Below are 14797 nucleotides of genomic sequence, written 5' to 3' on the forward strand. Positions count from 1 at the left end.
ACGTAATTTGAGATTTAACATTATCTCTTTGTGCAGCCGCCCTCAATCTTTTACTTTATTCATACGGCGCTGAATAAATCGATCAATATCTATTTTAGAGCATCTGATCCGGTCGACAGAGGCTACGCTTTTGTGTGCGCTAGCCGATTGATAGTTTTGATTCTTTCCAAGCGTTCCGTTTAGCAATTGGCTTACGAGTGTTAGTGTACCTCCCCTTATCGAGTTACAATCTACTGTAATAGCGAGATTTTCCATTCTCTCGTGCTCATCGTCGCGGTAAGTTCTTGCGGGAATATCTAAATCGGGGGATATCTTTAGCTTTTGAATAGCCCGTATATCATGGTGCATCAAGATTTCGAAGGCTTGTCGATTGAATGCACCAAGATCTTTATTCGCTTTGGTTGCAAATATGTCAACTCTGATTTCCTGATCATTTGAAGGCATCTTTGTATCTACTTCAAGGCTAAATTTAATATCAAGCTCACCTTTGAGGCTGTCGAATTGAACATTCGGTTCGATTTTGGGCTGAATTATTAAAGATGAATCAACATTACTAATGTTCTCGGAAGAAGTGACAGGTATCTGGGGTGACTCCATTATCTTGTGATCAGTTTGCTCAATTGGGCGCTTAGTAGGTAACGCAATTTTAAATACATTTTGTGGACTTAGTAACGTTTCAGTATTCGTTTCTCGCTGAGTTACTGGGACGTACAAAATCGCTTTTATCGGAGAACTTGGTTTCTCAGTGACGTTAGGAGGTAAAGAATTGAAACCTAACAACGCAATGATAGCTAGAAGAGTGTGGAATATTATCGATAGAGAAAAACTTTTTATATCAGAGTTTTTTGGTTTTTTTTTCGAAAAATCATCTGTCCAATTCAAAGATTTTTCAATTGAAATAATTTCATCCATTTTTTGACACGCTTAAGCCTCGAATATCCATATATATCTAAGGTGTAATTAAAAACAAAACGTTCCGCTTGAATTCGGATGATAGTTTGAATTTCACTTTTTTGGTCGCATGACACGCCATGAGGCCGCAACACATACACGATAAACTGTCAGTTTTATCCGCATTCTGTTATTGAAGATACGAGGCTAGATGATGAATAATCTATTTTATATTCTCGCGATGCTTCTAACCTCTTCATAACAGTGACAGCTAACTTCATGGTCATTCACTATTCCTACCGCTTGCATAAATGCGTAACAAATGGTTTCCCCTACAAACGAAAAACCTCTTTTCTTCAGTGCTTTTGACATCGCTTTTGATGCATCGGTCGATGTAGGTATTTTGTCAGTAGCATGCCATTCATTAACTACCGTTTTATGGTCGGTAAACTGCCATATAAAATCTGAAAAACTCTGTTCTTTCTCAATGGCTAGATACCCTTTAGCATTTTTTATTATTGACTGAATTTTTAATCGGTTCCGTATAATGCCTTTGTTAAGTAGTAATCGTTCAACGTCGTCGTTCGTCATTTCACTTATTTTGGCGGGGTCAAAATGATAAAAAGCCTGTTCGTAGTTTTGCTGTTTTCGAAGAATAGTCAGCCATGATAACCCTGCCTGCTGCCCATCAAGACAAAGCTTAGCAAATAGCGCCTGGCTGTCCGTTACAGGACGCCCCCATTCATTGTCATGGTAAGCCTGATAATCGGTGTGTTCTGAGACCCAACCGCATCGTACTAGAGGTAGTAATGGCATAAATTCAAACTTCCTTAACATCAATCAACGTTTCGCGTGCATTAACCGAGGTTTTTCGTGGTTTACACCTACATACTCAGCGTTACAAATTGTATACTATCCCACCTTTTTAGAAACAGATAACCAATAAGCAGCGGATGTATGCAGAAATACGATATTAAAACCTTTCAAGGGTTGATCCTTGCGCTTCAAGACTATTGGGCGCGCCAAGGCTGCGTGATTATTCAGCCTTTGGATATGGAAGTGGGTGCAGGTACGTTCCACCCCATGACATTTTTACGTTCTCTTGGCCCTGAGCCAATGAGTAGTGCTTATGTACAACCGTGTCGACGCCCTACTGATGGACGTTACGGCGAAAACCCAAACCGGTTACAACACTATTATCAGTTTCAGGTTATGCTGAAGCCGTCTCCCGATAATATTCAAGAGTTGTATTTGGGCTCGCTTAAAGAACTGGGTTTTGATCCGTTAGTACACGATATTCGCTTCGTCGAAGACAACTGGGAATCACCAACGCTAGGCGCGTGGGGTCTAGGTTGGGAAGTATGGCTAAACGGTATGGAAGTGACTCAGTTCACTTATTTCCAACAGGTTGGTGGGCTTGAATGTAAGCCGGTAACAGGCGAAATCACTTATGGTTTAGAACGCCTAGCTATGTATGTACAAGAAGTAGATAGCATCTATGATCTTGTATGGACAGACGGACCTATGGGCAAAGTGACATACGGTGATGTTTTCCATCAAAATGAAGTAGAACAATCTACTTATAATTTTGAACACGCCAATGTTGAAGCGTTATTTAGAACGTTTGATGAGTGTGAAGCAGAAAGCCAAAAGCTTATTGAAAACAACCTGCCGCTTCCAGCATATGAGCAGGTTATGAAAGCGTCTCATGCATTCAATATGCTAGACGCTCGCCATGCTATTTCAGTGACTGAACGTCAACGTTATATTCTTCGGGTAAGGGCATTATCCAAAGGCGTTGCACAAAGTTATTTCGACGCACGAGAAGCCTTAGGTTTCCCTCTATGCAATAAGGAGGCATAAGATGCGTACAGAGAATTGCCTTATTGAGCTAGGAACAGAAGAGCTTCCTCCTAAAGCACTTAAATCGCTTGGGCAAGCTTTTGCCGACCAATTTCAAACCGCGTTAGAAGAAGCGGAACTTGCTTTCGATAATGTTAGCTGGTTCGCTGCACCTCGTCGCCTAGCAGTTTATGTTACTGGTTTAGCGGACAGCCAAGCAGATAAAGTTGTCGAAAAGCGTGGACCTGCGGTAAGCGCAGCGTTTGATACTGACGGTAACCCAACGAAAGCAGCTCAAGGCTGGGCGCGTGGTAACGGCATCGTGGTTGAAGACGCCGAACGCTTAGTGACCGATAAAGGCGAATGGTTGCTATACAAAGCCAGCGTCGAAGGTCAGCCGGTTGCGTCTTTGCTAGAAGGCCTTCTAAATAAAGCCGTTTCTAAACTACCCATTCCTAAGCCTATGCGTTGGGGCAGTTATGCAACCCAGTTCATTCGCCCCGTTCATACCCTTACAGTGTTGTACGGTGCAGAGGTTGTGAGTTGTTCTTCTTTGGGATTAACGAGCGGTCGTACTGTTCAAGGTCATCGCTTCCATGGCGAGCCTCGCTTTGAACTTGATCATGCTGATAATTACGCAGAAGCACTTAATGCACATTATGTGATTGCAGACTTTACCGAGCGTAAAGATACAGTTAGGCAACAGTTGGAAGACGCAGCAAAAGCACTTTCTCTAACGCCAGACTATGACGAAGCGCTACTTGAAGAAATTGCCTCGTTGGTCGAATGGCCTGTGGTTATGCAAGCTGGGTTTGATGAAGGTTTCTTAGCGGTGCCTAAAGAAGCTCTGATCTACACCATGAAAGACGACCAAAAGTACGTGCCTTTGCTTGATGATAATCACAACCTGTCTAATACTTTCTTGTTTGTAAGCAACATCGAAAGTCGTGATCCTATTCATGTTGTTACAGGCAACGAAAAAGTTATCCGCCCTCGCCTTGCTGATGCTGAGTTCTTTTTTAACAGCGATAAAAAGACAACGCTTGAAAGCCGTTTAAGTAGTCTAGAGACAGTGCTTTTCCAAAAGCAGTTAGGCACACTCAAAGAAAAATCTGAGCGAATTTCTTCACTGGCTGGCTTTATTGCGTCGCAGATAGACGCCGATGTGACACAAGCTTCTCGCGCTGGGTTACTTGCCAAGACTGACCTTATGTCGAACATGGTGATGGAATTCCCAGACGTCCAAGGTGTTATGGGTAAATACTATGCCCTGAACGACGGCGAAGATGCACCTGTTGCAGCAGCGCTTTACGAACAGTACATGCCTCGCTTTGCTGGTGATGACCTGCCAGGCTCTGGCGTTAGCGCTTCGGTAGCGCTCGCAGACAAGCTAGATACGCTAGTAGGTATATTCGGTATAGGGCAACTGCCGAAAGGCGACAAAGACCCATTTGCGCTTCGAAGAGCAGCGATTGGTGTACTTCGTATCATTACAGAGTTAGGTTTAGACCTTGACCTTGTAACGCTAGTAAATAAGGCCAGCGAAGTGTACGGCGCTAAACTTACTAACGATAAACACCAAACACAGGTTGTTGACTTTGTGCTTGGGCGCTTTGTGGCACTTCTTCAAGATCAACAGATTTCAACTGATGTGATACAGGCAGTTTCAGCACGACGTCCAACGCAACCTAAAGACTATCTTGCACGTATTAATGCGGTGTCACAGTTTAAGCAACGAGAAGAAGCTGAGGCGCTTGCTGCTGCAAATAAGCGCGTCGCCAACATTCTTGCTAAGCAATCAGAAGCTGGTGTCGATTCTTCTATTTCAGAATCATTACTGGTTGAGGAAGCTGAGGTTGCATTGTATCGTCAGCTAATCAGTGCACAAAGTAGTGTTAGTGCATCATTGGAAAGCGAAGACTACAATGAAATTTTGTCTACCCTTGCCACACTAAGAAGTGTTATTGACGCCTTCTTTGATAATGTAATGGTCATGGCTGACGATGAAGCAGTAAAGCGTAACAGGCTTGCATTGTTGTCGTTATTAAGGCAACTTTTCCTTACCACGGCAGATATATCGTTGCTTGCAAAAGCATAATATATAAAACAGTGTTTTGTTAGATTTTAAATACCCAGCACTAGGTTGGGTATTTTTTTGGAGTAAATGTGAAGCGTTATATTATTACTTTGTTTTTTGCGTTTTTACTTACCGGCTGTACTAGCAGTGGTGGTATTTCTATTCCTCAACTACCGTCTTCAACGCCTAGCATTGCGTTCGATTCGCTTTACCTGCGTGGTGTTTTTAACTGGTGGGAAGCAACGCCAGCCTACAAGTTTAAACAAGGCAGTGGCAGTTGGTATGTTGATGTAGAACTTATTGCTGATGGGCAACCTTACGACTTCAAGCTTTCAGATGCTAACTGGTCTCCATCGCAAAGCTGCGGTGCTAAATATAAAGGCCAACCCGTAATGATTGAAGCAACGGTCTACTTAATCTGTCAGCAGAACGCGGATAACCTTCAATTCACGCCTTCATCTACAGGTATTTATCGCTTTAGCATAAGTGCTGCAAGTGCCGGTGAAGTGGCATTGATTATCACTAAGCGTTAGTACTTCAGATACAAAAAAAGCCCAACATAATGTTGGGCTTTTTTTTAACTTTAAAATAACGCTGCGTTGTTTATACGTCTAAGTTTTCAACGTTAAGCGCATTCGCCTCTATGAACTCACGTCTAGGCTCAACCTGGTCACCCATCAAGGTGGTGAATAACTGGTCGCAGCTTATCGCATCTTCAATAGTCACTTGTAGCATTCTACGGCTATTAGGGTCCATTGTGGTTTCCCACAGCTGGTCAGGGTTCATCTCGCCTAGCCCTTTATAGCGTTGAATATATTGTCCACGCTTAGCTTCACTCATTAACCAATCTAATGCTTCTTTAAACGCCTCTACAGGCTGTTTTCTTTCGCCACGTTGGATGTAAGCATCTTCACTCATCATGTTATTGATAGCTAAGTTCAACGCTTTAAGACGTTCGTATTCGTTAGACTCAATGAACTCGTGGTCGATGATATATTCATAATCAATACCATGCATTCGCATAATTATCGTTATGAAATATTCACTTAATTCAGAGTCGTTACGGATTTCATAGCGGTATGTTGCACCGTCATTTTCACGTTCAGTGAGCTGTTCAACAAAGTGTTTAGCGACATTTGCTAATGTGTCTTCGTTTTTAAGATCTTCTAAGTTCAATGTTGGTGTGTACAGCATGCGATACAGAATTGATGAAGGCATGATGCGTTTCATTCTGGTTATCATTTTTTCAGCTTGCTGATATTGTTTAACCAAGGTTTCAAGACCAACACCACTGATACCAAGATCATCACTGCTTGGATACAATGTTGCACCATCTATCGCAATAGACGTTAGATAGTTAGTAAGTGCTTCATCATCTTTTAAATACTGTTCTTGCTTACCTTTTTTAACTTTATAAAGCGGAGGCTGAGCAATATAAACATAGCCACGCTCAATAATTTCAGGCATTTGACGATAGAAGAACGTTAGAAGTAGCGTACGAATGTGCGACCCATCGACATCAGCATCGGTCATGATGATAATGCTATGGTAGCGCAGTTTTTCAGGATTATATTCGTCTCGTCCAATGCCGCAACCAAGAGCAGTGATCAACGTTGCTACTTCTTGTGATGAAAGCATTTTATCAAAACGCGCTTTTTCTACGTTAAGAATTTTACCTTTAAGCGGTAATATTGCTTGGTTCTTTCTGTTTCTACCCTGCTTAGCGGAGCCGCCAGCAGAGTCCCCTTCCACTATGTAGAGTTCACTAAGCGCTGGGTCTTTTTCTTGACAGTCAGCCAGTTTACCGGGTAATCCCGCTAAATCTAGTGCACCCTTGCGGCGGGTCATCTCACGCGCTTTACGCGCTGCCTCTCGCGCCCGAGCAGCATCAATTATCTTACCTGCAATAATTTTACTTTCTTGCGGGTTCTCTAATAGGAATTCGGCCAACTTTTCGTTCATTGCAGACTCTACTGCAGGGCGAACTTCTGAAGATACGAGCTTATCTTTAGTCTGTGAAGAGAACTTAGGATCAGGCACCTTCACCGATACTACAGCAGTCAAACCTTCACGAGCATCATCGCCACTCGCGTTAGTTTTTGCTTTTTTGTTAAGCCCCTCTTTCTCCATATAGTTGTTCAAAGTACGTGTTAACGCACCTCTAAAACCGGCGAGGTGAGCTCCACCATCTCGTTGAGGGATATTGTTCGTGAAACAGAATACGTTCTCTTGGAAACTGTCGTTCCATTGCATCGCAACTTCAACAGCAATGCCGTCTTCTTGCTCACTACTAAAGTGAAATACTTTTTGATGAACAGGCGTTTTCTTCTGGTTCAAATACTCAACAAACGCTTTTATACCACCTTCATACTTAAAGTGGTCTTCTTTACCATCGCGTTCGTCTTTTAATAAAATAGACACGCCAGAGTTTAAAAACGATAACTCACGTAAACGTTTAGCTAGTATGTCGTAGTGATAAAGTGTGTCGGTAAAAGTTTCTTCACTTGGCCAGAAACGTATCATTGTGCCGTTCTTGTCAGTATCACCTGTCACGGCTAGCGGAGCTTGTGGAACGCCGTGCTTATATTCTTGTTCGTGCGCTTTACCACCACGACGAATTCGAATTTTCAGCTTGCTAGACAGTGCGTTTACCACTGACACCCCAACACCGTGAAGTCCGCCTGATACTTTATACGAGTTATCATCAAACTTACCGCCGGCATGCAGTACGGTCATGATAACCTCAGCGGCAGACACGCCCTCTTCTTCATGAATTTCGGTAGGGATTCCTCGACCGTCGTCAGACACAGAGACAGAACCGTCGCTGTGAATCAGCACAACAATCTCTGAACAGTGTCCGGCAAGCGCTTCATCGATAGAGTTATCGACCACCTCGAATACCATGTGGTGTAATCCCGTACCGTCATCCGTATCACCGATATACATACCGGGACGCTTTCTTACGGCATCTAATCCTTTAAGTACTTTAATACTGGACGAGTCGTAGTTGTTCTGTTCTGACATACTAGCTTTTACTCCTCTTTCACGCTTCCATGTTCCACGTGAAACATTTTCTTTTCGTTATATTTTTGTATAAATGAGAGCTGTGCAGATTCTATTGCAGTAACGAAAACCTGCGTATCCATTTGTAACAGCCCATCAATAAATTGTTCTCGCTTATCAGCGTCTAACTCAGCACCAACATCGTCTAATAAGAAAATACTTTTACGATGTGTTAGAACATTAAACAGCTCTGTTTGCGCCATTTGCAGCGCCGCTACAGCCATCCTAAGCTGACCACGCGATAAAAGCTCTTGGGCATTAACCCCGTCAACTTTTAGTTTAATATCGGCCTTATGAGGGCCAGATGATGTGTGACCTATTTTACCATCATACTCGCGCTTTTTAACTACGCTTTCTGACAAACACGCATCTTTTTCCCATCCTTTATAGTAACTCAAACTAATCTCAAAATCTGGTAAGAATGAAGAAGCATATTTGTGAAAAAGCGGCGTTAGTTTTTCGATATAATGTGTACGATATTCGGTAAACTTTTCTCCCGCCTCAACGAAGCATTGCTCCCAGTATTGGTATTGCGGAGAGGCTAGATTCGCCTGCTGTTTAAGCAGTGCATTTCTATGTTTTAGAAACTTAGCATACTGGTTAGAGAGCGATTGAAAGTTATGTTCCACGTGAAACAATCCCCAATCACAGAACTTTCTACGTTCTGATGGCGACCCAATAATGAGATCTGTACTTTGAGGCGTAAACAACTGGATTGGTACGAGACTAACTAAATCGCTTAGTCGTGTAGAACGTTCACCATTAACACTTACCGTGAACGTTTCATCTCTACCTCTATTTATACCAATTTTAAGAACGTTACCACTTTCATCAATACCCGAGGCAAAAACACTAAATGTGTTGGTATCGTTCTGTATGACCGCACTGTGCTTATTAGTTCGAAATGAACGTCCAAACCCAAGATAATACAGCGCTTCCATAATAGAAGATTTGCCACTACCGTTTACTCCCCTTATCACGGTTAACGATGATGATGGGGAGAATTTAACGGAGGACAAGTTACGGAAGTTGGTGAGCTGGACGTTGTCCAGTTTCATAATGAAACTCTGATATTAGGAAGAGAAGTGCGCACCCAAAACACGTGGATTAAAAGGTGCGCTATTGAATTTAGAAAAATACTGCCAATACCGCTATAGGCGCATTGGCATAATGACGTAAAGCGCAGCATCGTCTTCGCTGTCTTCTATTAATGCACTGGCATTAGAATCAGAAAGACTCACTTTAACGCCATCAGAACCAAGCGAATTCAGTACGTCGATAAGGTACGCAACATTGAAGCCAATCTCTAGGTCTTCGCCATCGTACTGCACATCAACAATCTCTTCCGCTTCTTCTTGCTCTGGGTTATTCGCAGTAATCTTTAATTCAGATGACGCTAAATTAAGACGGACGCCTCTAAACTTTTCGTTCGAAAGAATTGCGGCACGTGAAAATGCGTCTTTCAACACCGCTTTGCTTGCGATTATCTCTTTGTCACAGCTTTGGGGAAGCACACGGCGATAATCAGGGAAACGCCCATCAACTAACTTAGAAGTGAAAATAAAATCGTTTGAAAAAATACGTAAGTGATTAGCACCAATTTGCACTTTCAGCGACTTTTCATCTTCACTGATCAAACGAGATATTTCTAACACACCTTTCCGCGGAATAATCACCTGGCGCGCTGGCAACGCTGTTTCATAATTCAATCGACACAGCGCTAATCTATGCCCGTCTGTTGCGACAGTACGAATTACATGTTCTTCAGTTTCAAGAGACATACCGTTTAGGTAGTAGCGCACATCTTGCTGCGCCATCGAAAAGCTCGTTGAGTCTATAAGACGCTTGAGGTCACTGCACGTTAACTCGAACTCTACTTCGCCTTCCCAGTCTTCTAGATTAGGATAATCACTTGCCGACAAGGTAGATAACGTATAACGCCCTCTGCCTGCGCGGAGTAACGCTTTATTTCCGTCTAGCGAGAAGTGAATATCTGTTCCATCAGCTATACCGCGAATAATATCAAACAGCTTCTTTGCAGGAACCGTAATTTCACCTTCAGTAAAATCGCCCTCTAATTTAACACTAGAGATTAGTTCTACCTCTAAATCAGTACCTGTTAGCCATAGTGCATCCTCACTAACTTTAATAAGGACGTTAGACAATATGGGAAGTGTATGTCGACGCTCTACGGCACCAGACACCAACTGAAGTGGTTGTAAAAATAATTCGCGGCTTATAGTAAATTTCATCGCTGTGCTATCTCGCCTCTTAAAAGTGATGTTACGAAGACAAAGTCCGTATGAGGTTCTTATAGTCTTCTTTTATATCATGACTTTCTTCTCTAAGCTGCTGTATTTTTCTGCATGCGTGTAAAACAGTCGTATGATCTCTGCCACCAAATGCGTTACCGAGCTCTGGTAAGCTATGGTTGGTAAGCTCTTTTGCTAATGCCATTGCAACCTGTCTAGGGCGAGCAACGCTTCTGCTACGGCGTTTCGAGAGAATGTCAGCTACCTTTATCTTATAATAATCTGCAACCGTTTTCTGTATATTATCAACCGTTACTAGCTTCTCTTGTAACGCTAACAAATCACGCAACGCTTCTCTTACGAAATCGATAGTAATCGGTCGCCCAGTGAAATTAGCGTTTGCAATAACACGGTTCAACGCCCCTTCTAGCTCCCGCACATTAGACCGTAAGCGTTTTGCAATAAAAAAGGCAACTTCGTTTGGTAAGTGAATTCTGTTCTCAGCAGCCTTTCTCATTAAAATGGCAACACGAGTTTCTAATTCAGGCGGCTCAATCGCAATGGTAAGCCCCCAACCAAATCGTGATTTTAATCTGTCCTCAACACCATCGATTTCTTTAGGGTACCTGTCAGAGGTAAGTATAATCTGCTGATTACCCTCCAATAATGCGTTAAAGGTATGGAAAAACTCTTCTTGAGAGCGCTCTTTATTCGCAAAAAATTGAATATCATCTATTAACAACGCATCAACTGAACGATAGAAGCGTTTGAAATCTTCAATAGCATTGTTTTGCAGCGCTTTAACCATATCCTGCACGAACCGCTCTGAGTGCATATAGACTATTTTAGCGTTTTCATTATTCGCAACGATTCCATTACCTACGGCGTGAAGCAAATGGGTTTTACCTAAACCCGTGCCACCATAAATAAATAATGGATTGTACGAACTACCAGGATTGTTAGCCACTTGCGTCGCAGCCGCTCTCGCTAATTGGTTAGACTTACCCTCTACAAAATTGTCGAATTGATACGTAGGGTTAATATTGCTTTTATGACGCATGGCCTCGGGAATCGGAACAACCTTAGGCTGATTTCTATGAGGCTGCAGCTGTTGTTGCCCTGCGTTATAACTATTAGCACCGAAAAACTGCGCTGGCTGCCCTCCTAATGAAGAAGGGTTAGTAGCAATGATGGATTCATTGGATTGCGATGCCTGTTGACCTTGTTGTCGTTCTGCCTGTGGTTTTACCTGTGAGTGTTGAGATGCACGCGGCGCTTCCGGCGTGTCGTTTTTGCTAGACACAGGAGGTGCGGGAGGCGGATTAGTGTTTCCTCTACTCGCGACACTTTGCCTGCTCATTACTTCTAAACGAAGTACTGGCGCATCTTGCCCAGCAAATTCTTCTAACAACGCAATGATGCTATTCAAATACTTATCACGCACCCAATCTAATACAAAACGATTAGGCGCGTACAACGATACAACGCCGTCGGTCTCCTCTGAAACCAAAGGCCTAATCCACATACTAAACTGTTGTGTGGGTAATTCTTGACGAAGACGGTCAAGACATTGATTCCATAAAGACATGGCGGTGCGTTAACTCCAAACTCTCGCTAAGGAGAAACTAAAAGACATTACATTTACACATCGGCTTAAAACGGCGTGAAACACAAGAAGCAAAATAGTTTACTGAAGAATGCGAGATTTTAATTATCGTTATAATAGCTGTGGATTATCTTACTTTATCAACAAAATGTAAATGGGGATCTTGCCAGATCTTTATGATCAAAAACATAAGCTTATGTTTTTAATAAACTTAACACTTAGATCAAAAAGAGCTTTCGTTATCAACTTTCGATCCAAAAAACCCCTTAATTACGCACCGATCTTGTTAATTTTGGCAAACAAAATGCAAGTTTATCCCCTCCACTGTGGATAAGCTCGTTGAAAAACCCACCTTATTCACAGCCTAAATACACGCTATATAATCAAAGTGGTTAAAAAATGTGGTGTATTGCTCATTATTTCTACCAATAAACAACAATATTGATTGACAGTAGCCCGCGAGATCTCTAGAATTCAGCGTCCTTTTTCGATGGGCTTTTCTGGTGACTAGCACACCTACTCTGGCAACAGAGCAATGTGTTTACCAAAAACGCCTATGTTTAATTAAATATAAGTGAGACTTTGGTCATGAAAAGAACATTTCAACCGAGCAATTTGAAGCGTAAGCGTTCTCACGGTTTTCGTGCTCGTATGGCGACTAAAAATGGTCGTAAAGTACTAGCAGCTCGCCGTGCAAAAGGCCGCGCTCGTCTTTCTGCTTAAGTAGAAAGACGTCAAAGTGGGCGAAAATAATTTTTCAAGGGAGTTACGTCTGTTAACTCCCACCCACTTTACTTTTGTTTTTGATAACGCAACTCCAGCTGTATCCCCTTCTTTTACTATCCTTGCTAGAAACAATAACCACACCACTCCACGCCTTGGTATTACGCTTGCAAAAAAACGTATTCGCAAAGCGCATGACCGCAATAGACTAAAACGTCTAATCCGCGAAAGTTTTCGACATAAACAACACAACTTGCCTAATGTTGATATTATCGTAATTGGCAAATCGGGCGCTGATGGTCTTAGTAATCAAGAAGTATTCGCAACGTTGGAAAAGCTATGGAAAAAATTAAGCAAGCGTTGCAACGCGGCTTAATTATATTGCCGCTGATACTCATAAAACTGTATCAATGGTTTATTTCTCCTATTTTAGGACAACGCTGTCGTTTCCATCCGTCCTGTTCTTGGTATGCTATAGAAGCATTAAAAACGCATGGATTGATAAAAGGCGGTTGGTTATCAAGCAAACGCATACTAAAATGCCACCCTTTGCACGCCGGTGGTTACGATCCGGTACCGGAAAAACAACAAGATAAACACTCAAAATAAAGAGACCTATATGGAATCGCAACGTAGTTTTCTGATAATTGGCCTAGCGCTTGTGAGCTTTTTGCTTTGGCAGCAATGGCAAAAGGATTATGGTCCGCAACCTATACAGACTGTTGAAACTGAACAGACCCAGCAAAGCGCGCAAGGTGTTCCTTCTTTTGAAGGTACCGCTCCTTCTCAGAATGAAGACGTACCACAAGCTGATAGTGTGCCTGCATTACAGCCTGCCGTGACGAATACCGCTGCAAATCGTATTATTGAGATAAAAACAGATACATTAGACCTACGCATTGATTTGCTTGGTGGCGATGTTGTTTCAGCAGACCTACTTAAATTTCCCGTAGTACAGGGTTCTGAAGAACCTTACAGCTTACTTCGTTCTGGCAATGGCTTGTATGTTGCCCAAAGTGGCCTTATTGGCCCTCAAGGCCCGGATGCAAGCAGTAATGGTCGTCCGGTGTATCGTGCTGAAAAGAATGTCTTTGAAATGACAGGTGACACATTAATTGTTCCGCTTAAGTGGAAGAATAATGACGGCCTCACTGTGACGAAAACGTTCATTTTCGACAGAGAACGATACGACGTAAACGTCAGTTACACTATTGAAAACAATACCGGTGCGGTTGCTAACATTCAGCAATATGCTCAGCTTAAGCAGGTAATGGAATTTGAAGATGACGGCAATATGTTTATGCCTACCTATCGCGGTGCCGCATTTTCAACAGAAGACAATAGATACAGTAAATATTCATTCGGCGATATTGAAGACGAAAACCTGAAAGAAACAACACCTGCTGGTTGGGTTGGTATGCTTGAGCATTACTTTGTTTCTGCATGGGTACCACCGCAAGACGCTGTCAATACACTGTATTCAAGAAACCTACAAAACAAGTATGCGGTAATCGGTTTACTCACCCCTGCTGCACAAGTTAACTCTGGTGATACCGCAACGCTTTCAACCACCCTGTATCTTGGTCCAAAAGACCAGGATAAATTGGCAAAAATTGCTCGAGGTTTAGACCTTACAGTTGATTACGGTATTTTATGGTGGATTTCACAGCCATTATTTGCCCTATTAACCTTCTTGCATAGCCTTGTGAATAACTGGGGTGTCGCAATTATCCTTATAACTATTGTCGTGAAAGGCGCCATGTATTGGCTAACTAAGAAGCAGTACGAGTCGATGGCACGTATGCGCAACTTAGCACCTAAGATGCAACAACTTAAAGACCGTTTTGGTGATGATAGACAGAAAATGTCTCAAGCAATGATGGAGCTGTACAAGAAGGAAAAAGTTAACCCGATGGGAGGCTGCTTACCGCTTCTTCTACAAATGCCTATTTTCTTAGCATTGTACTGGGTATTAATGGAAAGCGTTGAATTACGTCACGCTGACTTTATATTATGGATAACGGATCTGTCGGTTAAAGACCCATATTTTGTATTGCCTATCCTTACGGGCGCAAGCATGTACTTGCTACAAAAACTACAACCGACCACTATTACTGACCCTATGCAGCAAAAAATAATGCAATGGATGCCAGTAATGATGAGTGTGTTTTTCCTATGGTTCCCGGCCGGTCTCGTACTATACTGGCTAATAAGTAACGTTATCACCTTGGTTCAGGCAAAAATGATTTATGCTTCCATGGAGAAACGGGGAATAAATAAATAACACTTTATTTAACTACTTTAACAGCCCGCCGATGCGGGCTGTTTCGTCTAACGAGGATA

At 42.5% G+C, this 14797-nt stretch carries 13 protein-coding genes; 7 read left to right on the top strand and 6 right to left on the bottom strand.

What is annotated here, in order from left to right:
* Window positions 1-42: 42 nt before the first annotated feature.
* Together AC27EZ_RS08710 and AC27EZ_RS08715 are read right to left on the bottom strand one after the other, a co-directional pair.
* Entirely contained in the window at window positions 43-912 is an 870-nt protein-coding gene (locus tag AC27EZ_RS08710) for a hypothetical protein (RefSeq protein WP_487134965.1), read from the bottom strand.
* Window positions 913-1119: 207 nt separating this feature from the next.
* Window positions 1120-1707 carry a DNA-3-methyladenine glycosylase I gene (locus tag AC27EZ_RS08715; protein ID WP_487134966.1) on the bottom strand — a complete coding sequence of 196 codons (588 nt, stop codon included), beginning with the start codon at window positions 1705-1707 and terminating at the stop codon, window positions 1120-1122.
* A 141-nt stretch (window positions 1708-1848) separates the two neighbouring features.
* Here AC27EZ_RS08715 and glyQ point away from each other — a divergent pair, with 141 nt between their 5' ends.
* From glyQ to AC27EZ_RS08730, 3 genes are all read left to right on the top strand, one after another.
* Window positions 1849-2754: a glycine--tRNA ligase subunit alpha gene (gene glyQ / locus AC27EZ_RS08720; RefSeq protein WP_421133033.1), complete on the top strand. Its 906-nt coding sequence runs from the start codon at window positions 1849-1851 to the stop codon at window positions 2752-2754.
* Between the two features lies 1 nt (window position 2755).
* Entirely contained in the window at window positions 2756-4831 is a 2076-nt protein-coding gene (gene glyS / locus AC27EZ_RS08725; RefSeq protein ID WP_487134967.1) for a glycine--tRNA ligase subunit beta, read from the top strand.
* Window positions 4832-4899: 68 nt separating this feature from the next.
* Window positions 4900-5343: an early set domain-containing protein gene (locus AC27EZ_RS08730; protein WP_487134968.1), complete on the top strand. Its 444-nt coding sequence runs from the start codon at window positions 4900-4902 to the stop codon at window positions 5341-5343.
* Window positions 5344-5413: 70 nt separating this feature from the next.
* Here AC27EZ_RS08730 and gyrB read toward each other — a convergent pair whose 3' ends face one another.
* The 4 genes from gyrB to dnaA all read right to left on the bottom strand — a co-directional run bounded on the left by gyrB (window position 5414) and on the right by dnaA (window position 11713).
* Window positions 5414-7834: a DNA topoisomerase (ATP-hydrolyzing) subunit B gene (gene gyrB, locus AC27EZ_RS08735; RefSeq protein ID WP_487134969.1), complete on the bottom strand. Its 2421-nt coding sequence runs from the start codon at window positions 7832-7834 to the stop codon at window positions 5414-5416.
* Window positions 7835-7842: 8 nt separating this feature from the next.
* Complete coding sequence (recF, locus tag AC27EZ_RS08740) at window positions 7843-8931, bottom strand: DNA replication/repair protein RecF (protein ID WP_487134970.1); 1089 nt, start codon at window positions 8929-8931, stop codon at window positions 7843-7845.
* Between the two features lie 93 nt (window positions 8932-9024).
* Window positions 9025-10125, bottom strand: a complete 1101-nt coding sequence (gene dnaN / locus AC27EZ_RS08745; RefSeq protein WP_487134971.1) for a DNA polymerase III subunit beta — start codon at window positions 10123-10125, stop codon at window positions 9025-9027.
* A 31-nt stretch (window positions 10126-10156) separates the two neighbouring features.
* The gene (gene dnaA, locus AC27EZ_RS08750) at window positions 10157-11713 is read right to left on the bottom strand and encodes a chromosomal replication initiator protein DnaA (RefSeq protein WP_487134972.1); all 1557 of its coding nucleotides are present in this window, start codon (window positions 11711-11713) and stop codon (window positions 10157-10159) included.
* A 606-nt stretch (window positions 11714-12319) separates the two neighbouring features.
* Here dnaA and rpmH point away from each other — a divergent pair.
* The 4 genes from rpmH to yidC are packed head-to-tail and all read left to right on the top strand — an operon-like array spanning window position 12320 to window position 14738.
* On the top strand, window positions 12320-12454 hold the full coding sequence (gene rpmH, locus AC27EZ_RS08755) for a 50S ribosomal protein L34 (protein WP_014290886.1): 135 nt from the start codon (window positions 12320-12322) through the stop codon (window positions 12452-12454).
* Between the two features lie 16 nt (window positions 12455-12470).
* Window positions 12471-12830, top strand: coding sequence for a ribonuclease P protein component (gene rnpA / locus AC27EZ_RS08760; RefSeq protein WP_487134973.1), 360 nt, complete (start codon window positions 12471-12473; stop codon window positions 12828-12830).
* Window positions 12794-13063, top strand: a complete 270-nt coding sequence (gene yidD / locus AC27EZ_RS08765) for a membrane protein insertion efficiency factor YidD (RefSeq protein WP_421133025.1) — start codon at window positions 12794-12796, stop codon at window positions 13061-13063. Before rnpA ends, yidD begins: the two co-directional genes overlap by 37 nt.
* Before the next feature lie 10 nt (window positions 13064-13073).
* Window positions 13074-14738, top strand: a complete 1665-nt coding sequence (gene yidC / locus AC27EZ_RS08770) for a membrane protein insertase YidC (protein WP_487134974.1) — start codon at window positions 13074-13076, stop codon at window positions 14736-14738.
* Window positions 14739-14797: the final 59 nt, after the last annotated feature.

The organism is Alteromonas sp. 4NH20-0056, assembly GCF_057539655.1.